Source organism: Idiomarina ramblicola (assembly GCF_003987255.1).
Classification (GTDB): domain Bacteria; phylum Pseudomonadota; class Gammaproteobacteria; order Enterobacterales; family Alteromonadaceae; genus Idiomarina; species Idiomarina ramblicola.
Map to the genome: position 1 here is coordinate 84,724 of NZ_PIQC01000006.1, position 24,521 is coordinate 109,244.

General features: G+C 42.3%; 21 protein-coding genes. 7 read left to right on the plus strand and 14 right to left on the minus strand.

The window, feature by feature from the left end:
• On the minus strand, positions 1 to 1,101 hold the full coding sequence (locus CWI78_RS08995) for a PIN domain-containing protein (RefSeq protein ID WP_126782337.1): 1,101 nt from the start codon (positions 1,099 to 1,101) through the stop codon (positions 1 to 3).
• Between the two features lie 421 nt (positions 1,102 to 1,522).
• Between CWI78_RS08995 and CWI78_RS09000 the strand changes: the two genes are divergently transcribed.
• A complete protein-coding gene (locus CWI78_RS09000) occupies positions 1,523 to 2,710 on the plus strand; it encodes a HEPN/Toprim-associated domain-containing protein (protein ID WP_126782339.1) in 1,188 nt (395 codons plus the stop codon).
• A gap of 697 nt (positions 2,711 to 3,407) precedes the next feature.
• Entirely contained in the window at positions 3,408 to 3,623 is a 216-nt protein-coding gene (locus CWI78_RS09005) for a hypothetical protein (protein WP_126782341.1), read from the plus strand.
• A 99-nt stretch (positions 3,624 to 3,722) separates the two neighbouring features.
• Here the strand turns inward: CWI78_RS09005 and CWI78_RS09010 are convergent, their stop codons facing one another.
• From CWI78_RS09010 to gmtY, 3 genes are all read right to left on the minus strand, one after another.
• Complete coding sequence (locus CWI78_RS09010) at positions 3,723 to 4,238, minus strand: hypothetical protein (RefSeq protein ID WP_126782343.1); 516 nt, start codon at positions 4,236 to 4,238, stop codon at positions 3,723 to 3,725.
• 196 nt (positions 4,239 to 4,434) lie between these two features.
• The gene (locus CWI78_RS09015; RefSeq protein ID WP_126782345.1) at positions 4,435 to 7,329 is read right to left on the minus strand and encodes a VPA1269 family protein; all 2,895 of its coding nucleotides are present in this window, start codon (positions 7,327 to 7,329) and stop codon (positions 4,435 to 4,437) included.
• Positions 7,330 to 8,793 carry a gamma-mobile-trio recombinase GmtY gene (gene gmtY, locus CWI78_RS09020; RefSeq protein ID WP_126782347.1) on the minus strand — a complete coding sequence of 488 codons (1,464 nt, stop codon included), beginning with the start codon at positions 8,791 to 8,793 and terminating at the stop codon, positions 7,330 to 7,332.
• A gap of 342 nt (positions 8,794 to 9,135) precedes the next feature.
• Between gmtY and CWI78_RS09025 the strand changes: the two genes are divergently transcribed.
• From CWI78_RS09025 to CWI78_RS09035, 3 genes are read left to right on the plus strand one after another with little or no spacing between them, the layout of a single operon-like run.
• On the plus strand, positions 9,136 to 9,828 hold the full coding sequence (locus tag CWI78_RS09025; protein ID WP_126782349.1) for a dual OB domain-containing protein: 693 nt from the start codon (positions 9,136 to 9,138) through the stop codon (positions 9,826 to 9,828).
• 3 nt (positions 9,829 to 9,831) lie between these two features.
• Positions 9,832 to 10,278, plus strand: a complete 447-nt coding sequence (locus CWI78_RS09030; protein ID WP_126782351.1) for a DUF488 domain-containing protein — start codon at positions 9,832 to 9,834, stop codon at positions 10,276 to 10,278.
• Entirely contained in the window at positions 10,275 to 10,886 is a 612-nt protein-coding gene (locus tag CWI78_RS09035) for a DUF4326 domain-containing protein (RefSeq protein ID WP_126782353.1), read from the plus strand. Before CWI78_RS09030 ends, CWI78_RS09035 begins: the two co-directional genes overlap by 4 nt.
• A gap of 51 nt (positions 10,887 to 10,937) precedes the next feature.
• Here the strand turns inward: CWI78_RS09035 and CWI78_RS09040 are convergent, their stop codons facing one another.
• The 6 genes from CWI78_RS09040 to CWI78_RS09060 all read right to left on the minus strand — a co-directional run bounded on the left by CWI78_RS09040 (position 10,938) and on the right by CWI78_RS09060 (position 17,317).
• The gene (locus CWI78_RS09040; RefSeq protein ID WP_157982703.1) at positions 10,938 to 12,572 is read right to left on the minus strand and encodes a replication endonuclease; all 1,635 of its coding nucleotides are present in this window, start codon (positions 12,570 to 12,572) and stop codon (positions 10,938 to 10,940) included.
• Positions 12,562 to 12,807, minus strand: a complete 246-nt coding sequence (locus CWI78_RS12890; RefSeq protein ID WP_157982704.1) for a hypothetical protein — start codon at positions 12,805 to 12,807, stop codon at positions 12,562 to 12,564. The genes CWI78_RS09040 and CWI78_RS12890 overlap by 11 nt, the downstream gene beginning before the upstream one ends.
• Positions 12,800 to 13,033, minus strand: a complete 234-nt coding sequence (locus tag CWI78_RS09045; protein WP_126782357.1) for a helix-turn-helix domain-containing protein — start codon at positions 13,031 to 13,033, stop codon at positions 12,800 to 12,802. The genes CWI78_RS12890 and CWI78_RS09045 overlap by 8 nt, the downstream gene beginning before the upstream one ends.
• A gap of 95 nt (positions 13,034 to 13,128) precedes the next feature.
• Entirely contained in the window at positions 13,129 to 14,049 is a 921-nt protein-coding gene (locus CWI78_RS09050; RefSeq protein WP_126782360.1) for a hypothetical protein, read from the minus strand.
• Between the two features lie 998 nt (positions 14,050 to 15,047).
• Positions 15,048 to 15,782, minus strand: coding sequence for a hypothetical protein (locus CWI78_RS09055; RefSeq protein ID WP_126782362.1), 735 nt, complete (start codon positions 15,780 to 15,782; stop codon positions 15,048 to 15,050).
• 305 nt (positions 15,783 to 16,087) lie between these two features.
• Positions 16,088 to 17,317: a site-specific integrase gene (locus CWI78_RS09060; protein WP_126782364.1), complete on the minus strand. Its 1,230-nt coding sequence runs from the start codon at positions 17,315 to 17,317 to the stop codon at positions 16,088 to 16,090.
• A gap of 377 nt (positions 17,318 to 17,694) precedes the next feature.
• Between CWI78_RS09060 and CWI78_RS09065 the strand changes: the two genes are divergently transcribed.
• On the plus strand, positions 17,695 to 17,853 hold the full coding sequence (locus CWI78_RS09065) for a YqaE/Pmp3 family membrane protein (protein WP_126782365.1): 159 nt from the start codon (positions 17,695 to 17,697) through the stop codon (positions 17,851 to 17,853).
• A gap of 27 nt (positions 17,854 to 17,880) precedes the next feature.
• Here the strand turns inward: CWI78_RS09065 and CWI78_RS09070 are convergent, their stop codons facing one another.
• Together CWI78_RS09070 and CWI78_RS09075 are read right to left on the minus strand one after the other, a co-directional pair.
• On the minus strand, positions 17,881 to 20,064 hold the full coding sequence (locus CWI78_RS09070; protein ID WP_126782367.1) for an OsmC domain/YcaO domain-containing protein: 2,184 nt from the start codon (positions 20,062 to 20,064) through the stop codon (positions 17,881 to 17,883).
• Between the two features lie 71 nt (positions 20,065 to 20,135).
• On the minus strand, positions 20,136 to 20,675 hold the full coding sequence (locus CWI78_RS09075; protein ID WP_126782369.1) for a DUF3750 domain-containing protein: 540 nt from the start codon (positions 20,673 to 20,675) through the stop codon (positions 20,136 to 20,138).
• A gap of 175 nt (positions 20,676 to 20,850) precedes the next feature.
• On the opposite strand from CWI78_RS09075, the gene CWI78_RS09080 reads away from it, so the two are divergent.
• The gene (locus CWI78_RS09080; protein WP_126782371.1) at positions 20,851 to 22,260 is read left to right on the plus strand and encodes a YdgA family protein; all 1,410 of its coding nucleotides are present in this window, start codon (positions 20,851 to 20,853) and stop codon (positions 22,258 to 22,260) included.
• A 60-nt stretch (positions 22,261 to 22,320) separates the two neighbouring features.
• Here CWI78_RS09080 and kynU read toward each other — a convergent pair whose 3' ends face one another.
• Both kynU and CWI78_RS09090 read right to left on the minus strand, forming a co-directional pair.
• Positions 22,321 to 23,568, minus strand: coding sequence for a kynureninase (gene kynU, locus CWI78_RS09085; RefSeq protein ID WP_126782373.1), 1,248 nt, complete (start codon positions 23,566 to 23,568; stop codon positions 22,321 to 22,323).
• The gene (locus CWI78_RS09090; protein WP_126782375.1) at positions 23,565 to 24,404 is read right to left on the minus strand and encodes an alpha/beta hydrolase family protein; all 840 of its coding nucleotides are present in this window, start codon (positions 24,402 to 24,404) and stop codon (positions 23,565 to 23,567) included. The genes kynU and CWI78_RS09090 overlap by 4 nt, the downstream gene beginning before the upstream one ends.
• Positions 24,405 to 24,521 lie beyond the last annotated feature (117 nt).

A 24,521-nucleotide genomic window follows, 5' to 3' on the forward strand; every position in this document is an offset into this window, starting at 1 on the left:
TTATTCACCGTAAATATCCAGCTCTTGGAAAAATAACACTTCCGAATCATCATTAGTCAATTCAAAGTAAGTGGCTGGGAAGTACAACTCTTCAATATGGGCGTTTGATTTTAAACCATCATCATAGGCAAGAGTTAAGTGGGCAGTGTATACTTCCTTGTGCTTTACTATTGATTCATTACTTAAGATGAATACATATTCTTTCTCTTCAGGATCCCAAGGTGATCGGTCGTAGTCCGCAACGTGGTAGTGTGCTGTAACTACTACCTCAAATTCAACTTCGTATTCAGCCCACTCAGCATCAACATTCTGTAAGCTTTTTTTCTCAACACGCACCGAGTTAATTTCTATAGATTTGATAATCTCATCGAAAGGATCTGCCTCCTCATAGTTGAATTCTCCATTTTCTAACGACTGCTGGGCATGAGATATGATTTGTTCTAAGAGTCCATCGAATACTTCATCCGAAAATTTTGCGGGTTCTTCGTATGCTTTGTCGCTACGAAGAATCATATCAATTAAATCATCTACACTTTCAAGATAAATGAAGTTGTCTTCTTTTTCACTGAATGACTTCATATCACCATCTGAACTGACGATGTAGACAGAGTATCCTCTATACAAGCTTATTTTTTTAATGGCTTCTAGTGTAAAAGCATCAGGGAATTGATGCTTCTTAGATTCCTTGTCGAAGGGAGGGTAGTTATTGAAATAGGCATCAAAGACCACTTGGGGGTTAACTGTACTTACATCAATTGTTTCAACATAGCCGTTTTCAACGAACTCATCGAATTTTTTACTGATAACATCATAAATGTCTTTGCTTTTGACTGAGGTGAAAATGCCATGACAATCAAGTTCGGGAGTGTTTCTCAGGAACATTGCGTCTTTTTGAGTCTTCTTTATTTTGGCAGCCGACTCTTCAGACTTGCGTTTAAGGTGTGAATCTATCTCCTTTCTTGTAACGTCAGTAATCAACAGGTGGATTTTCTTTTCCTCTACAAGCTCTTGAAGTCGGCCAAGAGCGTATTGCCCAAATTGATAGTTTTTGTTTTCGTAAGTACTTGTATCGATAAACACTAGTCTAGTTTGCAGATCCATGGTCACTCACTCGAACATGTGATGAGATTAAGTAAATTCATGTTGCCTCACTTCGTCAATTTCGACAATCAATTGCTCGAATAGGGTTTAAGAATGGCAATTTAGTGTCAGATAGAGTTTGAGCTAATACAACTGAGGTGTCGTTGCTAATGCAGGTGCGTTCTATAGTCCACCATTTATGATAAATTCGAATCTCCGTTAATTGCAGTAAACAGCTAGTCTGTTATGAGCGAGTTCCAGTCATTGGCTCGCACGGATGAGGGCGTCAGCTTCAGACAATATCCGGTCGGTCATGACTGCCCGATTAGCGATCCGGCAGTATCGGACTTCGCCAACACTTTCAACAGTCAATTGAAGGATTAAAAGGATACCAGTACTCTTGGAAACTAAGACAAGTATTAAAGAATAGGAATCTAGTGTTATGTCTACGTGGGCAGGCGTTGATCTGGGAGAGTACTCTATTGAGGAATGGCAAAATACCTATCATAAGTGGCTCTTCAACGACACCGATCGGGTCAGAGAAACACCTGAAGATTCTTTCATTGGCTATCGTATAGATACCGCGACCCTTAGGCGAAGGTTGGAGCTTCAGGGAGTTAACAGGTTAGCAGTTGAGACAGAAATGGATGAGGTCAAGCTCTTATGGATCAAGGAAATGAAAGAACTATTGAGTGATACAGACTTTAGAGAGCACCATGATAATTATTTATGTTACATCGACGGACTACTGAACTGTTCTATCGATAGTTGGTTAAAGCTTATTCCAGTCGCTAGAGCCATTTCCATATCTGAACACAAATCTACTCAAAACAAATCACATGAAACTGAAAATTTAACAGCAGCAGAACAAAATCTTCTGAAGTTTATGTGTTCTAATTACGATGAGTATCCGAATTACTCTGCTGGAGCTTATCATTTTCCTTGTAAGTCATCTTTTAGTTACGCATGGGCGATTCTTCATGTAGTAGAATCAGATGTCGTTTGCGAGCTGGATATATCAGGCCTGATTGATAGCGGTTGGGTTGAGGATTTTGATGATCTGGCAGAGTATCAAGCTGGCCAAACTAAGTTCTATGAAAGAGCGAAAGTAGAAATTAATGAGATCACTCAACTCAGTAGGTTGGATGAAGCTAACAGAGTTTTACAACGCATCTCATATAGCGGACTAGTCACCATACTTGAAGCCTATTTGTCAGATATCGTAAAACGACAAGTTCTGAACAAAGAATCCATCAAGAGAAGATTTGTTGAGAAATTCGATCCTTTTGCTAAAAGTCAAAAGAAATTGGAGATAACAGAGATCTACTTCAGAATGGAGCAGCTTGATCAGTTAATTATCGATTGCATTGATAATTTATCCTTCCACAGTGTGAAGACAATCAAGGACTTCTTTTCCTCGGTCTTATTAATCAGTATTCCTCATGAATTGAGTGACAGCCTTGCCAAAGCAATAATCACTCGACATGACATTGTTCACCGAGCCGGGAGGACAAAAGATGGTGATTCCAACGAGGTTTCTCAATCTGATGTGCAAGCTTTATCTCAATTGCTAATGAAGGTGATGGCTTGTATAGATTCTCAAATCGTTGATGGTTTATTAGGCGACTGATAGTTGCAAAACTAGTAGCAGTGAAATTCTTCTTCGCTGTGAAAACAGTCATCCTAGAATAATTATCTCAGCGTCTGCTTCACGCACAGAGCGGTCGTTGTGGCCAAACTGATTCAAGTTCAGAAATTGGCACCGAGCAGACGCTTCGGTTTAGTTATGAATTGTCTTCAGAACTATTAGATAGTTCAAGCAAATCTAATAGGCACCCGTCGAAAGTGTGAACCTCCCCTTTGTCATAGAGTCTCGTTAAAACAGAGAGGGTTTCTTAGCCTTCATTCGGCAAAGAGCTATTATGACTAAATAGGTAATGCGCTGGGATTGATCGGAAAACTCACAGGTGCAATCCCCTGCTTTAAAGGAGTTAACGGGTTATTTGACAACCGTAGGCATTCTTTTATTGCTTTTTTGGAATGAAATAATAACCTAACCTATTGTTTATAAAGAATTAATCAAATAACTCACAGGTTCGTTGTCGTTCCTGCGCTAAAAGATTAAACTCCCCAGTATCTTGCTTAGAGTGTCAGATTGTTTCATATTGATAGGGGTAGGCTGCTAACCAGTCCTATGGAAGCAGTAAGTTTCGGTAAGGCTTTGATTTGTCGTGAGAGAGTGCTCGTAATGATAAGAGAGTCTCGAAAAAGCCTGAGCACTACAACCAATTGGGGTTATCAACGAAGAGATGAATAAGGGGCATAAGATGACCGACGATCAGTCAGAGCACTCAACAGTAAATCTCGATACCTCCCTGCTGAAAGATGCGCAGACCCTTCTTGATAGAAAACCTGCTTCAGTTGAGGATGTAATAGAAGGATGGGCGAGACTAGGTCAGGTTGTAGCGAGTCAATTGACTGAGCGAGAGCAGATGCTCGTCCTTTTAGGGAGTGGTTTCGTAAAAGTCATTGAACCCGAGTAATTGACACATCGAAAAATTATTCGCTTAAAATCGTCAAGTTTCTGTAATGCTCTCTAGCTAATAAATAAATTGAGATTCTGTTGCGCCTTCTGCTGTTCGTTAGCCATCTCTACTCATATCTCCATCTACTAATGCAAGTAAAGCATCTTGCAGGTCGTCTGCTGACAATACTACTCCTTTTGAAATAGCCCTCTTAGCATATAGCCTGCCTTTATCATCAAAGCTTAGAAATGAGTTTCCTCTCAAAAATTCACGTATTAAATCTTGGTTATATTGAAGAAGAGGCAGAGACTGGGGTGAGTCACTTTCGATAGCTTCTGGTTGAGAATTGGACATTATCGGCAACTCTTTAACCTGCCTAATTAGATCGTTCTGTCTCCGTAAAGACTTAACTTCAGCATTTACAAGCGCAATTTTGTATCTCAATACAGGATTGCCTATCTCTGCTAGTTCTTCATCTTTTAATGAAGAATCACGCCGAGAGTCAGCGGAAGCCGCTGCCATTTTCGATGCTTTGTTGGAGCCATACGACTGCCATGCTGAGTAGAGCAACTTATAAGGATTGGCTTTTTTACCGGATTTGGGGTTGTATAGAGATTGTTCGCTTATTGACACTCCCGCTTCAGTCAAATGCTTAACTAAAAGGGGAACAGTAACATCAACTTTTTTTATTTACTAGCTTTTTACAGACTGAATGAATAGCGTCCAATTTTCGATTAACAGCCTTGCTATTTTCAGAAGTCAAAGATGTAAAAAAGGAGTCTACTTCAGCCTCACTGTGGTATATCGTTTCTTCTCGCATAATTAGCTCTCAATCTCCTGAAGTCAATAACATATCGCTACTTCCAAGATCTGTTAGCTCTTTAAATTTCGTGTCTGTAATAAGTGTCTCCAGACTAACTGTTTGGTTTGATTCGAGAGCTGTAAGTTCGCTATCGCTCAACCTTGAAATTAAATAGTTGCCAAAAGCATCGGCAGCCGCTCGCTTTTCATCATCAGTTAATGGTGCGAATGATATGGGAGTCTTTCCTAACTGAAATAGCACCTTGTCGATAAACTGATCTCGTTCTCGTTCTAAGTCGGGATCAACAATATGAGGATATAATCGTGCAGCTTGAACTAAACAATTCATCTGTTTAAATTTTGAGATATCCTCATAACCTATATCATCCTGTGTGTCACCTTGGTATTCAGTCAAGTCGTTGCTTTCTGAAATACCTTTTCTGATGGACGAGATTATCTTGTGCGTAGGGTGAAGATTATTTAGCACGTTATCCAAGTCAACTGAACTTTTCTCGACAAGCCGCTCTGTGGCATTTATTTCCACTTTCAAATCTTCAGGTATGTTCCCAAAACCACGATCTTTAGCAAATTTTGCTCTTTGACTGTAGAGATCTTCAAGACTGTTTCGATGCTTCTCTTCAATAGCAGAGAGTTTCAAAGCGTCAGCAAGCAGTTTGTTTCCATACAGGAATAGAGGAATCAAAAATGGCCTTCCGGTAATGAGGAATCGGCAACGGATGCAATTACCGTCGCCTCCTTCGACTGGGCCAAAGATTGCAGGCTTTGACTTACTCTCTTTCTTAATCATCGGTCCGCCTTCTTTGCATTTAGTCCCAGAGTTTGGACAGATGCCGAGATTCGTTACTTCCCAAAGCCCTTGTCTGATTGAGTCCCAGCTATCGCTTGGAAAATGTTTCTGAGTATGGATATATTTCTCAGCTTCTTTATACGAGGTTGAGAGTAGAAATTTTTTGAATTCAGATTGTTGGTTGTTTTCTATTTTCTTACGGGCACTAGTGAGGGTTTCAGTTATATCTTCACTACTAAGCTTGAGGTAGTAAAATGTCATAAATATTGATTTATGTCCTGCTACAAGCTTGCTCAATATTTCGATCGGTACTCCAGCCTTATAAAACGATGTTAAGCCCGCGACACGCAAACCATGAGGAGTATAGATAGATATATACGAATTGTTTGAGACAGCTTTTTTTGTAATTATGTCGAAACTTTCACCTAGCTCTTTTAAACGACTGTTCAGTTCGAGCATCAACTGATTCCAAAATTCAACAATTAAGTGTTCTTGTGGGGGGCCGTCAGTAGCATGATAGCTGTTCAGCATACATCTGAAGAGATAAAACCTGTCAGGAATAAGTTCTAGTGCTGCCTTCGTAGGATCTTTACTAAATACTGTTCTGGGTAGGCTGGCAAAGTCTTGTGGTGCATCAACAGGGTGGTAGGTAGAGAGCCAGTCCATCTGCTTCTTCACAATATCGATGACCGCATTATTTTTCCATGGAATTTCGTAACCAGATAATTCGGAAAAACCATGCTCCCGATCCTGTGTTTTATTGGTATTGATATAGAGTACTAATGAGTCACCTTGTGGAGTCTCTTTCCTTCTTAAAAAGCCTCGACTATGGGTGACAGCTCGGCTATCAGCCCAATACCCCGCATGTTTGGCTTTGTTCTGAACCCAACTTTGAGATGACACATCATATTCATATTCGTCACCTTCCCCAGAATCTAATGATTTTGCCTGAATTTTGCGTAAAGGAAGTTCTAGAAGAAGCAAGATCAAATTGGTAATAGATGGGCACCAAGTTTTAATTTGATTGCCGCCTTCGTCAACTCGATAAAAGTACTGACTGCTCAATGATTTAGGCCATTTGTAGTCTTCTGCCACTAGTATATCTTTACACATTAGAATTAGCTTAGTCGGCATTATTTCCTTCGTACTCTCAGAGGGCCTAGCTCTTTTTGACCCCTTTCTGATTTTATTCCTTATGACACGATCATACTCTGAAGGAGATAAAAGTTGTCGAGCTAGAGTGGTATCCTCACCATCTTCACGAATGGTTAAGTGCTCTCTAATAATGTGTTCACAGAAGTCATACATTAATGTTGCTGCCGGTTTAATGCCGCGTATTTTGTTATCTTCCAGAAACTGTAGGAATGAATAATTCGGTAGGTTACATAGAAATGCTTCTGGATCGCTTTCAGCGTCAACCAGAGCTAAATATGCAATAAATTTTTTGAATGCAGCTCGTGGTTCTTTAGTAGATGCTAAAAGAAGGGTGCCTAAATAATCCTCAAAATATTCATGCCATTTCACGTTCATTTTTTTCTGGGAGCCGGAGCCTATCAAAGGTCGAACGCCTCTCGGAACAGATACAATACTGAAAAAACACTTGCCGGAACGTCCTTTTAGATCAAGTGAATTCAAGACTTTTGCTAAATGTCTCGCGCTTTGTTGATACCTCTCGGGGAATTTATCTTCAAATGTGCCAAGTTCAGTTTTGACTTGTAATAATGTGTTGACTAACTCGTTTTCGCTGATTTCTGCAATTGACGAAGCTTCGTTTAACCTGATAACAACCCATGAAAATGTTCTTAAAGATGCCTCTTGGCCCGACCGTGTGGCTTTACTAGCGGACAAGCAATTTAACTTCTTTGCCGTAAATATAATTGATTCAATCGCTTCTTGCTTTTTCAAAAAACTAGCTAGATTCATTTTGTAAACGTGCGTTGAAGAAGAATTGAATGTATGAAAAATATCAGTCAATGGACGCGCATCAGGATTACTCTCTGCGTAATCTTTAACCTTTTTAACGGCAAGATCGAATTCACTGCCTAGAATGTCCAGATTATTGGCAATAAAGGTAATATTCTCATCATAAGTCAGCTTGTTATCTTTCACTTCCATTTAGGACATCCCTATCGCATCGAAAAAGTCATTAGCATTTCTCGCTTTATTAAGTTCTGCACTTACAAATGCAGCTGTAGGCTCTGTATAAGCCTCTTGAGAGGCTATACTTCGCTGGCGTAAGCAGTTTTGAATAACCTTTGGATCAACCCCAGCCTCTTTTAAAAGGCGTGCAAAGCAATGGCGAAAGCCATGCGGGGATGTTCCGTAATTCTTGCCATACTTAATGTTTAAATTGTACTTTTTATTCAATCGTTTATATGCTCTTTTTAATGCATCAACGTACGCAGAAATTGAGTATGGAGCACCGGTATCTTGGTGTTTTTTTACAAATAAAAAAGGGTGGTCTAATCCGTTGTGCGTTAATCTGTATTTTTTGAGAAGTAACTCACGATAATCTAAGTAAGAGAAAAACATATTACTGAGAAGCATTTCGATGTTTTTGTGAAGAAAGAACAATTCGGCAGACAAAGAAGAATCGACTTTGAGTTCTTTCCAGCCAGCGAAATACCAGTGAGGGTTTGCAATATCGTTACGTGGTAACAAACCTCTTTCTGCTAAGTATTCCCTGCGACTTTTGTTGCCTTCGCCAATGATGTTGCAGTAAGAATCAGACGGTTCTCTCAGAAATCCCTTAAGTCTTCCGTCGGGAAGAGGAACAAGATCATTGAACCAAAGATGGCAAAACTCGCTTTCTCTCATGCCTGTGAACATTAGGAGAGTAGTTATCATTTTTGCTGTTATATCTTCTTCGCCTGTTTCTTCGTCTAATAAAAAGCCATCCTGTATCAATTTAGGAATCCACTCTGAGGGGAATGCTTTATCAAAGGAGTGAGTGCCCTGCCGGTTTCTAAATTTCACAACTCGTTTGTTCTCTCTGTAGACGATGGAGCGAATTAGAGATTCTTTCTTCATTAAGTGCGAAAAAAAAGAAAATTGCTTAGCTTTACTTGCTTCATGAAAATACTTTGCCATAGCTCTTTCATTTGTCGGTGAGGTTAGACCTTGCTCCAAAGCTGAGCTGTAAAAGCCCTCAAGGCTAGCCCAAGTAATAAAGTCTTGTATTGCGCTAAGGTATCTTTTTGCGGTAGCTACACCACTTGCGGGCCAATATAGACCTAGTGGGTCTATTTTGGATTCGTCTTTATTAGTTCCTATCGCAACGGCTATTGCGAAATTTCTAAGTAACTTGAATGAACTTAACTTGACGGTAGGCGAATTTTGAGACTGTATTGCGACCGAGTAATCGAAGAACAAACCAATAGCTCTGGCAACTGTTCTTTTCCAAGTAAGGCTTGAGTCAAAATGGTACTCAAAATATTCAACCAACCCTCGAAAAAGTATTGGCTTACCCTCGATATTTAAATAGAGAAAAGGAGCTTTAGCGAAAGCAGGAGAGAGGATTTTTTGAATAACAACTACATGGTGCAATGGATAACAGTAGTTTCTCTCCTTAATATCCATTGCTCACCTCTTGGTTAGTAGGTTTTCGTAACTTACGCTACACCTCTACGCAAAACATATCAAGCTCTTTATTTCTCAATTGAATGACAAATAATATTAGTTATGGTAAGTTTTGGTAGGTGATTTTAGGGGGTATATAGGAGCACCCGACTCATAATCGGTTGGTCCCCAGTTCAAATCTGGGAGGGGCCACCACTTTTAAAGGCTTTCAGCCGAAGTTCCTACTAACTTACATCCTTTTCTATGTAGCATGTCGCTTATGTGTCGCTTTTTAAATGTGTCATTTGCTTGATTTGTAAAGAAACTTTATGATGGTTTTTTAATCATTAGATGGGAAACCTCATGGAAGAAATTATTGTAACGGATTTGACCCGCTTTTCTGAGGGAAGTAAATACGTATGTTTAGCTGGAATTTCTACTGAAACAGGCAAGCTCATTAGACCTTTGCCCTATCTAACTATTGTTGATAGTGAAAAGTTAGACATAAGACCCGGGACTAAGCTACAAGGTGTTTTTGAGCTTAGACCTCATTTGGAAAACCCGCACACAGAAGATCACAATTATGATGAAGGGCTAACTGGAGCGGGGCGAGTTACTTCAGATGAGTTTCGACGTGTGCTTGAAAACTCTTCTTTTTTGACGCTTAACGAAGGATTTGGCCTTCCAGTCGCACCCAAAGAAAAATCATATAGTCCAGAAAACTGTCCTCAACGTTCAATTATAACTTTGAAAGTTGATCCTAAATTAGTACAAATTGTTCCTAATCAATACGATTCAAATAAACTAAAAGCGCATATTACAGATGGTGAAGGCGTTGCTCTTAGCTTTCTTTCCATAACCGATAAAGGCTTTTATCATTTTGCTCAAGATCATCACAGATTCGACCAACTTGAAGAGATTAACGCATTTATACACAACTCTCAGGAGGTCTTTGTGCGCGTGGGACTGGGCAGAGAGCATAAAGGCAAGTACTGGTTGCAGGTTAACGGAATTTATACCTTTCCAGAACCGTTTGTTGACTTAAGAGGGGAGTGACGAATGGAGAAGCCCTTTTGCTGCACTATTGGCTTTACGCAAACTAGAGCACAGGAATTTTTTGAAAACTTAAAAATAAACGAAGTTAAAAAACTAATAGACGTACGTATTAATCCAACTAGCCAGTTGTCAGGGTTTGCCAAAGCCAAAGACTTAAAGTTTTTTTTGAACGAAATCTGTGATATTAGCTATCAGCATGAACCGTTATTATGCCCTGAAAAAGAACTACTAAAAGAATACCGCTCTGACATGTTGTCTTGGAATCAGTATGAGATTAGATTTCTAGATTTGATGAGCAAACGAAAAATAGAAGAAGAGTTGTCATTGGATTATTTTGATAGCTCGTGCCTGCTATGCAGTGAGAAAAAGCCTCACAATTGCCACAGACGGCTAGTGGTTGAGTACTTAAATAGTTATTGGAATAATAGATTAGTGGTGAAGCATATATGACAAAAAAAACTGAAGTGCCTAAGGTGTTAGTAGCGTACCCAGACGACTTTAAAAGGCCAGTTTTTTTTGAACGGACATTGAATAAGGTGTTGAGTGGGCTTGAAGATTATCAGATACAAAGTCTTAATGATGTTCATTTGTTTACTGAAGAACTTTTTGGCGACAGAGTAACGAAAATTGAAGGGATAGACGAAAGTGCACATTCGAAATTGTCTGAGTTAACGGCAAATGCTGATTATGCCGTTATTTTTTGGAATGGGTACGAGTTTAACTATCTAGTACACCAAGCACTTTCTTTGCCTATACAGAGCAGAATCATACCAATCTCGACTACCAAAGTTAGAAATAAAGATGCTGGAGAACAGTATGATGTCTATATAGGTAGAAGATCTCCGTGGGGGAACCCTTTCGCTATAGGTGACGATGGTATGGATAGAAAGGACGTAATTGAGAAATATAAAAAGTACTTTCAATCTGAGATTCTATCTGATCCATCTAAAAAGAAAGCTCTGCGTTCTTTAAAAGGGAAAAGACTTGGCTGTCATTGTAAACCTATGGCTTGCCATGGCGATGTTATTGCCGATTACCTCAACAGCTTAGATGATTGAAGGTGATAATTTAATGCGTACAGTTATTCCCAGTACTCCAAGTGGAGCGGGTTAACCCGCTCCTTTAGGTAAAGGCCGCCAAACATGATGACGGGTTTTTAGCCGTTGATCGCCAGCTTTCACACCAATTAGTTTTTTCCGAATGTCTCCATCATAGCGGGTGGTTGATATTTCCCCCGTGTCGGTATCAAACTTAACTTCGTAGTCCAGTTTTAGCTTATGGTCTTTACGTGGCGTGTTTATATCGCCCATGGCTCTGTTGTATTCCGCCCAGTTTCCGGTGTCGGCTGCTGCTCTCGCAGCTTCAAAAGGTGAATCAGGGGCTTGTTCATGCCTTGCACGTCTTAGCTCCCTATAAACGGACGCAGAAGCTCCGCCTTGCTGTTGAAACTGTCGAATAGACCAACATGAAGCCCATGCCTCAACATGCCTTACTGTCGTTTTAATGGGCTCGTCATAGCTGCCCGTTTCTAGCTCCACTCCATCGATATTTTTTGAGACATACTTTGCAAGGTATCCCGTAGCCCGACCTTTTGTCTTATCAATAATTTTAATATCGCAACGGTTTTCAGCCGCGCCTTTTTCGTCTCCATCTTCCATTAGAGCATAGTGCGCAATTATCTCTGAAAAACGTTTAATATCCGTTGGCAAAATGAAAACTAAAATATGCCAATGCGGGGTTCCATCATGTTGAGGCTCAGTAACCCGAATGCCGAACATTGTAATTTTATCTCGTTTGAGTTGAGCCCTAATTTTGCACCAAACAGAGTTCAGGTACTTTTGTGACTCTTTCGGTGTATAACCGCCCCAGTTAGGGTTTGGCTTACCTGATTTCGAATAGTTATTGTGATACTTAGAAGGGCAGGTAATAGTAACGAAAACACCTTGATACCCTTCTTCGTCAGCCATTTTCTCAAAACCACTGGCTCGGGTCATTAAGTCGGCGCGTCTGTTTACGGGATTAGCGATTGTTGACTGGCTAATCTCGAATAAACTCAGTACTTCTCCTTCCTCGTTTACGACATATTTGTCCTTGAGAAACTTTTCATTTCTCAATTTATCAAGCTCGCGATCTTTTACGGTCGGATTACTACAATAAATATCCTTGCCTTTGGATACTCGCCCGAGAGTTATCGCCGTATACTCTCTTGCTTGTTTAAGGCTTTTCCTTATACGGCGAGCCCACCATTCAGGGCATTGTAATCTTTGTATACAGCCTTCTAATGTTTTCTGACTGTTAGGCTTTGGCGGTTCAATATTAAGTTCTCGTATAAACGAGGACATAACCTTATACAGGGATTCGAGTTCTTTCGCTTTGTCTCTATACGGGGATTTTGTTCTCGATTTTCCCGTATAGGTATAAGGGTACTCATTAGCGAGCTTAGAAAACTTCCTTGATTGGTAAGCTGCCCATTTCCGTATATCGGTAGAATAGAAATTGATGTTATCAACAAATGCCGGAACCTTTGAGAAAATCGACTTTTTCAGTTTACGTATAAACAGGTTTTGTTCCCGTATAGTTGGTTTTTCAAAATAGGCTTTCAGAATGTGAAAACTGTGCTCCAAAGGAAGCACAACAATATGATCCATCAGGAACTTAACGCTACCCGAGTCAACTTGATCAATAAACGGTTTTAGCTCGGGGTAACTCTCTTGGTAATATTGCTTTTCGGCTTCATTCAACATGAGACACCTCCGAAAGCTCAAGAACCAAATACCAGACACCGCAGATATGGCGGTAAGTTGGAGTAACAACCCCTGATTGCCGTAAATGGAAAAGATCATCAGATGTAACTTTTAGTTCGTCATCATCGGTAATCACCTGTCCCATAGCAGGGAACAAATCAACGACTATATGAATAGGTTTACCTGATGACAGGTGTTCAATGATTAGCTTTTGGTTTGTACTTAACTCAGCCATGGTTCACCTCATGGTCAGTTAAGTTTGAAGCCTTATAGAAGCTTTCTAGCCAAGTGTCTAAGTCCTCTTTCAGGTAGCGGATTGTGCGACCAATTTTTATAAATGGCGGAGCAGGCTTCCGCTTACCCAGTTGACCATCCATACGTGATTGACGCAGATAGGAACGGCTCATCCCGATATACTCGGAAGCCTCTATTTCAGAAAATGCACGTTTCGCAACGTTCATGGTATTTACCTCAGTAGTTAAAAGTTCACTGAGATGCTAGATCGTGTTTGTCGGCAGAGAGGAAATACGAGATTTTGAGATAATATAGGAGATTTTCACCCTAATTTTCTTAGTTTTGTTAGCCGGTCCTCAAGGGTCTTGAATTTATTCCTTCTGTTCTTACCTGAGCTATCTTCCCAATATAAGTAAATATCGGTTATCTCGGTTATAGTGTCTGCAACGTTAAGCTCTTGTCCCTCTGAGTAGAAGTCTTTCTCAATGAGATTAAATATTGCTTTAGCCGATTTATCCTCACTAGCTTCCATCACTCTGTATAGAACTTGGTGCAAGCGTGTGGGTTTTAAGCCCACGGATTCTAGCTTCCTATTTAGCGACCAACGTTCTTTTCCTTCAGGGTCTTGGTGTGAAGTTTGTGAACTCTCTATGGGCTGCACTAACTCTTTTAATCGATCTAAGTCGACTAACAAATCTAACTTGTGTATTTCGATTTCACGCATATTCAAGGCTGCTTTTGTGCCTTTATTAGCGTTCTTAAGTACCTGGGATGCCTTTGATAAAAATTTGGTAAAGTCGTTATCACCGTTCCCTGAGTTTACCGCTCTGTCCAATTGGCTTAAGACAGGCTCGTGGGCTGTTGGGTTGAACAGGGCATGGAGCAATTCAGGTTTTTTAGGTTTATCCAGTGGTTCCCATTTTTCGATATAGGATATTGGGAAGTCTATTTTGAAAGGTGAGTCAGTTGACCAGTCGATAAAGCCTTCGGTTGAAACTCTACTGGCAGTGATTTTGGCACTACCTTTCCGCAAACACTCAACGGCATCTTTGTTATACAGGTAACAATAACCATTGAAGCGACCATGGGCTCGGGCATACCAAACCTTTCCCTCTTTAGTTATTACCAGAGCTTTGCGAGCTGATACTTTACAGAGCAGCGATATCTTTTTATCTGAAATCAGTTGAGCGATTTGGCCTTCAGAAGCAATTTCGGAAACTGCGCTGTGGTCAATTGGGAGCATTGTAATTCTCTATTGAATCGGAGGTTAGGTAGTACTTTAGGCCATTGATAACTTTTGATCTATCAGTTGTTTTTAAAAGATTAAAAAAGTCTATAGAAGACGCTTTCACGCAAACTCACACCGGTCAAAGGCTAAGAAAAAATCAAGGCTTTTAATACAAAATTATCCGGTTTTTGACTGTTAAACTTACTTGATCAATCAGAAGGTTAGTCCTAGCATACAGGTAGCTATACAGTACTATATGTGGTGTTAGTTTGTGATTTTAATGATTAGATAACACAATATGTAGTGCTTTAGCTGAAGGGTTTGCTCACGGGGTGTGACCCGTGAGCAAACAAAACGGACAGCTAAGAGCAGCCCGAGTTGACGCTTGTAATCTTAGTAGTTGTTGGAAGTTGATACAACAAAAAATTGTAAAGACTGAACAGCGCTACCTGCTCTTGGTTTGTCCTCCATTACTGAACTACGGAGGCCAACATGCCTACCCAGAACAGCACTGAAGACGAATATGAATATATCTATGTCCCATACTTTTTTCATAAAAAGTTAGGTCGGAGGATATACGCTCATAAGTACGGTAAGAAAGCATTTCGCATTCGCGTGAAAAAGCGTAAACATTAATGCTCAAACCACAGCGGTGCTCACGCACCGCTTTTGCTTAGCAAACTCATTGCATATAAACCCTTAGGCATGCCGGAGTATTAATGTTGAAAATTAAAAAAACTAATTTATAAGACCAAGTTCTTATTCGCCTTAAAGAAAACTCTCGAGATAGAGCTAGTAGGTCGGGAGACCCAGAAGTTTTATTAAAAGGTAAAAACAAAAATATTATTCTTGGTTATAAGCGAACTATGTCTGAAACTTGAAGAAGAGTTTTCTCGAACATAATAGTTAAACCATAACCTATTGATTTAAGACGGCTCTAAATTTTTCATTTAGGAAAACCGTACCTCTTTGTAAGGGGCCGAGTCGCTCAAAAAACTCAAACAACATTTTTTTTAGTTACCAAGCAAATTTAGATTGTCAGCTAACCTATAGGTGTCGTTAAACTTGCTAATAGCCTCAAATGCCGTGTTCGATACTGTTGCAGCTCGTCGCATTATTTTTCTGTAGCGGTTCATCGGTTCAGAATCCTTACCGTCACCTCTCAAAGCCTCATCTGCGTCCTCTGACATAGGAATATCAACTACTGCTTTTTTGACTGCATCACATACCGCTTTCTCACCTTGAACATTGAATGCTTTCAAGCCCTGTTTTAGTATCCCGATCTGGCTTTTTAAGAAGTTTTCCTGAGCAGGACTAAAACTCTGCTGGTCTAAGAGCTTTTCAAGCTCATTAATTTCAGAAAGAAGACTTTTTACATCATCACCAGAAACATCGGAGTCTTCATTCAGATTAAAAGCCAACCACGCTAAATCTCGAAGACTACCCTCTGTTATTTTGTTCCCTTTTTGACTCCATGCTTCTGATAAGTTTCTCGCATTCATCAAATCCTCTAGGCGAGCAAGTGTATCTTTATACAAATGACTAGGAATTCTCTGTTCTTCCGCCTCAATTTGAATGACTTCTAATTCGTGAAACGCCAGTTTAAGAAAGGATGTTATGGAGTGGTTGTCTTCCTTATCTAGACCGAAAACATCTGCCCATACAAGGTACTGCTGTCTGTTAGTCTGACCTGAACGGCATTTATCTATGATTCTTAGTATTCGACCTGCTGAGTTGTTTTTATTCATTTTGTCTTCCGTTTTTCTACTTTCATTGTAAAGTCGCAGACTAATGTTGAACAACCCAGTCTAACCAAAGAATGCAGCCTGTCTATGTTTAACCGAAATGTTTTAGCACAAAAATCTGAGAGTAAAAATCGACAATAGCAAATTCAAAAATCCCCCTTATAGCTCCTATTAGGCGAACACAGAGACCACTGGCGCGAACTTTTGACTGTCTTTAAGACTTCCGTTGACCTAACCAAACGACAACGCATGAGCTCTACTGATTGATTTGAGTTTCCTTAATCTCAAAGAGTTTAGTAAGGAAGAGCTTAAAGAAGTGAAACCGCCCGAGCTTTATGCTCCGGAGCTAAATGAGCATACCGAAGGGTCATCTTGATATCAGCATGGCCTAGTAGCTCCCGAACAGTATTAAGGTCGACTCCGCGCATGACTAGTTTACTGGCAAAGTGGTGCCTTAAATCGTGAAAGCGGAACTCTTCAATATCAGCTTCTTCCAGTACCTTGAGGAAGCCTTTTTTAATATCAGTTAAAGGCTCCTTATCTTTACCATGAAATACGTACTGGCTTTGGCTAATTGGCTTCCAGTTCTCTAATACGTAAAAGGCGGTATCGTTAAGGGGAATAATGCGACTTTTACCCGATTTGGCGTTACCCGCTTCAACTGTCAGCGTTTTGCTGTAGAAGTCTATGTTTGACCATTTAAGTTGAAAAATTTCGCCTCTACGCATTCCGGTGTTCATGGCTAGCAAGACAATAGGCTCTAAATGATCGGAATACTCCTGTTCTCTCAAATCTGGTTGGGTAGGGTAGTTTCTGACACGTCTAAACTCATTGGCTTGATCTCGGGCTGTTTTAAGTCGCTCGTCACGCTCTCTTAAGGTTGATAGCAGAGATTCTTCTTCGTCTGGCGAGAGGTAGCGTAAACGGGTGCTTTCAACTTTTAGCGTTTTCACTTTTTTTAAATCGTGACTCGGTATTAAGTCCCATTCTACGGCTCGGCTCATAGCCCCCTTAAGAGAGTTTACGTAGTGATTGACGGTAGCCTTACCCATTTGGGCTTTCACTTTTTGGTTTCGCCACTGTTCAACTTTACGGGCTGTTATTTCAGAAAGTGGGGTTTTAAGGAAATCGGCAAAGCCTGACTGAATGGTTTGAATAATTCGATCAGCCGTTTTCGCATTTCTAGCTTCTAACCATGGCTTATAGTGCTCTACTAAGTATTTACATAATTGATTAGCTCGCTGGCGTTCGGTTTCCTGCCTTTCGTCTAAGCGACTCTTTTGAATGTCGATGCCTCTAGCAAGCTCGCCTGATTTCACTTTGGCTATTTCGCGAGCTTCGCTAGGCGTTAGTTGACCGTGGCTACCTATTTTAAAGTTACCTTCACGACCATGGGTTTTGTAGTACAGGTAATAATGGATGTTACCAGAGGCATGAATTCGAGCATGAAAGCCGCGAATTTCTGTATCAGTAAGTCGTTTGTCAGACGGCTTGAGCTTCTTGATAGAAGACGTGGTTATCTTCGCTTTAATTGCCATTGCAAATACCCGTGTCGATAGTATGTCGCTTATGTGTCGCTTTTTGATTATGCTTCAACGAACGGGAATGAACAATGGTGATTAACCTTTGTTTTCACAAGTTATTGTATTCAAAGGTTATAATATATTTTCTTCGTTCTTTTTGGTTCATACTTGTTCATGGTTAAATACCTTTAAATAGCCGCTCATAATCGGTTGGTCCCCAGTTCAAATCTGGGAGGGGCCACCATCTTTCAAAAATTTACGCTTGCTTGATCCTAACAGTCCCATAAACGGCTTGCGCTTTATTCCATCTTTACAGGCGGACGTCTATCGGTTTCGCCTATTAACGGCTATGCTTTGAACTATTCTATAAGCTCAAAGTTAGGAGAATAAGTATGGATTTGATTCGAATTATAATTGCGATTCTTTTGCCACCGCTGGGTGTTTTTCTTCAGGTTGGGCTTAGCGGAGCCTTTTGGCTTAACATCCTGTTGACTATATTAGGATATATCCCTGGCATTATTCACGCGGTATGGATTATTGCTAAACGTTGATGGCATTAACGAACAACAGGGAAGCGATTAGCTTCCCTGTTTGGCTCGCGCGCTGTGCAATTTCTTGTAACTCTCTAGTAGGCGTAAGTGCCTGTCCAGACCTTCCAACTGCATATTGGTTGGCTCCAGTCCGTAAAAGCGGGTAGTGCCGTTAACAGAGCCTATCACCGCTTCAATCGTCTCTTCGCCGTACATCCGGCCTAAGTTGTAGCGATAGTCTCCTAATTCCAGCTCTTCATCCAGAGTAATTTCCAGCACGGCTTCAATGGCACGATAAAACAGCGTGCGTTCAACGGTGTTGTCGTTGAATTGCAGGAACATTTCAACGTATTCGAAAGCGTCGTCATGGCGTTGCAGCGCAAGATAAATTAAGAGTTTTAACTCAAGAATGGTGAGCTGACCCCAAACCGTGTTTTCATCAAACTCAATGCCAATCAGCGTGATAATGTCCATGTAGTTATCAAGCTGGCTGTCTTCCAAGCGCTCAACTAAGTCTTCTAGTTGTTCATCACTCAATCGGTGCAAATTCAGAATGTCTTCACGGTATTGCAAAGCAATATTGGTGTTGTCCCAAATAAGGTCTTCCACGGGGTAAACTTCAGAATAGCCCGGCACAAGAATACGGCATACCGGCGCGCCTAAATCTTCATGCACGGCTATGTAAGCTTCTTTGCCCATGTCCTGCAAAATACCAAACAGCGTATCGGCTTCTTCTTGGTTAGAGCCGCTGAAGTCCCATTCAACGAATTCAATGTCGGACTTAGCGCTAAAGAAACGCCAGGACACCACACCCGACGAATCAATAAAGTGCTCAACAAAGTTATTTGGCTCGGTTACGGCCATGGAGTTGAAAGTTGGTGCCGGCAGGTCGTTTAAACCTTCAAAGCTGCGGCCCTGCAACAACTCGGTCAGGCTGCGCTCCAGCGCCACTTCAAAGCTTGGGTGCGCACCAAAAGAAGCAAAAACACCGCCGGTGCGTGGGTTCATTAAGGTAACACAGGCCACAGGGAACTGACCGCCAAGCGAGGCATCTTTAACCAACACCGGGTAGCCCTGTTGTTCCAGGGCTTTTATCCCTTCCAGAATATTCGGGTATTTGTTAAGTACGTCTTGCGGTACATCTGGTAGGGCAATTTCTTCTTCAATAATCTGCTTTTTGACGGCGCGCTCAAAAATTTCTGACAAGCACTGAACCTGTGCTTCGGGCAGAGTGTTACCCGCACTCATACCGTTACTTAAATACAGGTTTTCAATTAAGTTCGACGGAAAATAGACCGTCTCGCCATCGGAATGACGCGCAAACGGCAAGGACACAATACCGCGGTCAGCACGGCCTGAGTTGGTATCAATTAAGTGTGAACCGCGCAGCTCGCCTTCCGGGTTATAAAACTCACGGCAGTACTCATCCAGAATTTCGGTGGGCAGCTCGTCGTTTGCGCCGGGTTTAAACCATTTTTCGTTGGGGTAGTGTACGAATTCGGCGTTTGCTATTTCGTCACCAAAGTATTGGTCGTTATAAAAGAAGTTACAGCTCAAGCGCTCAATAAACTCACCCAGCGCGGAGCATAAAGCGCTTTCTTTGGTGGCGCCTTTGCCGTTGGTAAAGCACATAGGAGAAGCGGCGTCGCGAATGTGCAGCGACCACACATGCGGAACGATATTACGCCAGGAGGATATTTCTATCTTCATGCCTAAGTCCGCCAGAATCGCCGTCATATTGGCTATGGTTTGTTCTAGCGGTAAGTCTTTACCTTCAATAAAGGTCTTGCTGTCGCTGTCAGGTCGTATGGTCAGTAACGCCTGAGCGTCTTGAGTAATGCTTTCAACCGCTTCGACGTCAAATTCCAGATCATTTTCGATAACGCGCTTAACGGCGCAACGCTCGGCCGCCCGGATAATGGCTTTGCGGTCTTTCTCGGAAATATCGGCCGGTAACTCAACCTGAATTTTGAACAGATGCTTGTAGCGATCTTCCGGGTCAACAACGTTGTTTTGTGAAATGCGGATATTCTCGGTTGGAATGTCGCGGGCGTCGCAATACAAACGGATAAAGTGCGCGGCGCACATAACGGAAGACGCCAGAAAGTAGTCAAAAGGACCGGGGGCAGAACCATCGCCTTTGTACCGAATAGGCTGATCCGAAATAACTGTGAAGTCATCGAATTTCGCCTCAAGGCGCATGTTGTCGAGAAAGTTTACATTGATTTCCATTTAGGGGGCACCGCGGTTGATAAGTTGACTACTGTCAGCGAGCAATAGGTGCCATTATCCCATTTTTTTACTTATTGATCATTATCCGCGTAACCGCTGCCAATAGCACTGAAGGGCAGTTTCAGGCCAAGTTCCGGAACTTGTATGGCTATCCAGGCAGGAAAGGTGTTGCTGTTAGGGCCCGGAAGCACCTCGTATTGGTCGGTCCAGGGGTAGCGGGAAGCCGCTTCTTCAATGCGTGAGATCATTCCGGCGGCCTGAGTTCCCGATACTGAGAGTATTTTTTCCGGCTTGGCACCATACCAGTAACGGTCAGGTGTGGCTGTCTGGTAAATACGCAGTGCCGGTCGGCCGTGTTCGACACCCCAGCCGACCACTTCGTAGACAGTGTATTCGCTGGCATTTTCAGGTTTTACCGCCAGCCAGGTGTGAACCGCAAACCAGCCACGCCAGCCAAAAGCATCGGCGGCATAGGCTTCTATTACCGCCTGCTTTTCTATTTCAGGATCAGGCGCAATGCCCGCTGGCTCTCTAGATGCATCGCGCCAGTCTCCTGACGAACACCCAAAAAGAAATAGCGCAGTAGCCGCCGCGATTACCATCCTGACCATATCGTTGAACCTGTTCTAAGCAAAAATCCTGTTTCTTTTACTGAGAAATTACCATAAAGGTTCACACACGACTATTGAGGTGACTTAGACCCCGGGACCTTTGCCGTCGGTTTCAACTTTATGTATAATCTCAACATAATAATTACAATTCACCTCTATAAATGAAAGGACTACTATGAATAAGAAAGGACTCCTCGGCGGCGTCGGTATTGTCGTTGTTGCTGCTGCTTTAATTGGCCCTCGCTTTGCAGGTTCTCACGTTGAAGACTCATTGAAACTGCATGTCGATGCATTAAATAATGTGCCTGCTTATACAGCGCAAGTTGTGTCATTTGATAGAGGCTGGTTCGGTTCAACCGCAACCGTTGAGTTGGGAGTTGATTTCAGTGGGGCTTTCCCTGAAGCAGAGCAATCAGAAAAGCTGTCTTTTGAAATGGCTATTGATGTTCAGCATGGCCCTGTTCTTACTCAGTTTTCTCCGGGTCTTGGTCTGGCATCAATTGAAGCCAGTACCAAAGATGAAGGTTTGCGTGAGTTTCTGGACTGGGAAGATGAAACGCCTTTTTATCACTTGGTTGGCTTTGTCGGTTTTTCCGGTAACTTTAGCTACAGCGATTCCATTTCTTCATTTACCTTAGTACCAAATAACGCGCGACAGCAGATTTCAGTGTCCCACTACGAAGGTAGTGGAGATATTGCGTCAAACAACTTCAGTTATGAGGGTGTATTAGACGGCGCTAAAGTTCTTATGGAAGGACAAGCTGTCAGTGTTGGTGAGATGAAGCTAAGCACTGAAACTGAAGGCGACCTGATGAGTATTTTGCAAGGTGGGCTATATGAAAGCGAGATGTCTATGAAGCTCGAAAAGGTCACCGCGCGCGATCCTGATGACGTCAATTTGTTCCATTTAGAAGAGCTGGATGTCGAGTTTATCAGCGCATTTAGCGATGATGAAAAAAGCATGAATGTGGATATGAACTATTCAGTTAAATCATTGCAGTTTGACGACATGAACTTTAATAATCTGGTCTTGAACATGGCGTTTAATAACATTGATACTGGATTCTTGCAGGCCTATAACCAGACTATGCAAGATATCTATGATCAGGGACCGGAAGAAATAGAAGCGGCAACCCAGAAACTGGTAAAACAAAATTTACCGCAGCTATTAAAAGCAGAGCCTGAGTTTGCTATTAGTGACTTTAGCGGTGAAATGGATGCGGGCAAATTTGGCGGTAACATGTCAACTAAATTGGTTGGTGTGACTCAGGTGCCTGATAATCTGGATGATGCTCAGTTCTGGCTCTCGAGTCTGACTACAAACTCGTTGCTGACTATTGATAAACCGTTGTTACAGTGGTTTGCTGAAAAGCAGATGCTCGCAACAATGCGTATGCAATACCCTGGTGCTGATGAAGCTGAAATACAGAAAATGGCAGAACAGCAAGTTCCAATGATGATCAATATGTATTTGCAGCAAGGTTTCCTAAAAGAAGCTGAGGATGAGTACCGTAGCGAATTCCAGATGGAAGACGGCGAAGCTATGCTCAATGGTCAGAAAATTCCATTAGGCAACATGATGTAAGCCTAATCGTATTGCAGTAAAAAGCCTCAACAGACTGACGTCGGTTGAGGCTTTTTTGTTTTAGGTGACGGGATTACGCTGTTGCCAGCGTGGATCAAGATGTTCTTTTTCTGCGATCACTTGCCGTAGTTGCTCGGTTGCCCGCCAGATATCTTCGAAGCTGTTGTAGAGCGGCGTGAACCCAAAGCGAATGTAGTTAGGTGCACGGAAGTCGGCAACAATGCCTCGTTGAATCAGTGCCTGACAGAGGCCGTAGGCGTGTTCATAGTGATAAGACAACTGGCTACCGCGCTCTTCTCTTTGCTGAGGAGAAATGAGCGTCAGGGTTTTATCAAGGTTGTGTTCTTTCAACAACTGATGAAAAACATCACCCAGTTGCAGTGATTTTTCTCTCAGTGTGTCCAGATTGACCTGCTCAAACACATCAAGCGCTGAATCGACGGCGGCCATTGCGATAACGGATGGTGTACCGGTGAGCATCTGTTGAATGCCACCTGCCGGTTGGTAGTCTGGAGTAAAGTCAAAAGGACGTGCGTGTCCGAACCAGCCACTTAGAGGTTGCGTCATGGCTTTATGGTGGCGTTTTGCAGCGTAGATGAAAGCGGGAGCCCCGGGGCCGCCGTTTAAATACTTATAGGTACATCCAACCGCAAAGTCGGCGCGCCAGTTATCCAGATGCACAGGCATTGCACCGGCACTGTGGGCTAAATCCAGAATAACCAATGCGCCTTTTTCATGTGCGGCGGTAACTAACGGCTTCGCATCAAGACGTCGGCCGGTGCGAAAGTTAACTTCGGTGGCCAGTATAACCGCGGTTTTATCATCAATATGTTGCTGCAGTTCACTTTCTTCAACCAGTTTTAACTGACACCGATGCTGGCCCAGGAAATGAGAAATGCCCTGAACCATATATAAGTCTGTCGGGAAATTGTCTTTGGTGGATAGCACGATGTTGCGCTCAGAGTCATGGCTTTGAGCCAGTGCAAGTGCTGCCGCCAAGGCTTTAAACAAGTTGACCGATATGGAATCGCAGCAAATGGTTTGCTCTGGCCCGGCACCTATCAGACGCGCAATTTTTTCACCGACGGTTTGTGGCAGGTGGATCCAGTTATGCTCATTCCAACTACTGATAAGGTCTTGTGACCACTGCTGGCTAATGACGTGCTGAAGGTGTTTTTCAGTCGCTGTGGTCATTGCGCCTAACGAATTGCCGTCCAGATAGATGGTATTTTCCGGCAATTTAAATTGTTCACGGTACTCTGCCAGTGGGTCTCTATTGTCGAGTGCTTGTACGTCAGTCAGGTTCATGGGTTAAGCTCTTTATTGAGAAGCTGGATGATGGGTTGCCATGCAATTGAGTGAGGGTGTATGAGGTCAAAATGTCCGGCGCCCTCAATCATTTTAATGTGTACGTTAAGGCCCTGAGTTTGGCTCACGGGAACAATATTATCGGCAGAGCCCTGTATCAGCCAGGTGTTTGTGTGCAAGTCATAGGCGTCAGGGCTGGCTTTCTTATAGTCGCTTTCTTCTTCGTAGGCCGTGTTCATTAGGTTAGCCGCCGCGCGGTTACAACTGCCTTCAGCTTGAGTGTAGCTAACTATGTCGGTAATGGCGGCCAGCCCAACAACCGTCTTGATATTCTGCGCCGCAGAGCCTGCGCCCGATGCTGCTAAAAGGGCGAGATGACCACCCGCTGAGTGCCCCATAACGGCAGCGGGTTCACCATTAAGCTTTTTTTGTATCTGCTTTATCGCGGCTTTTACATCGTTTAAGCTGGCAGGCCAATCTCCGCCTTCTTCTCCCAGCCTGCGATATTCAATAGACCAGACATTAAAGCCGGCCTCTGATAACGCGCTACTTGCCGGGTTGGTATGACTCATGTCGTACTCTTTTAACCAGCACCCGCCATGAATGAAGATGACATGAGCGGCAGAGTCTATTTGCGTTGGCGCAGGCCAATAGTCAATGTACTGAGAGTGGTGCGAGCCATAGGTATACCTTTTTGTGGACGCGTTTGCCGGCAGTTCAAGCACTTGTTGAAAAGTGACCTGTTTCACTAAATTGGTATCGTCTGCGGTGCTATTAAAAGCGACAAAAAAGCCGATCAAGAAGCCGAATTGAGTTCGTTTTGATAAAACCGTCATTTAGCGATACCACCGTTGTAAGTTCATTGACATTAAAGGGGTAGACGACCATACAAGTATTTTTTAACGGACTCAATAGAATACTTTATTGATTACTAAGGATATTTATTTCAGGAA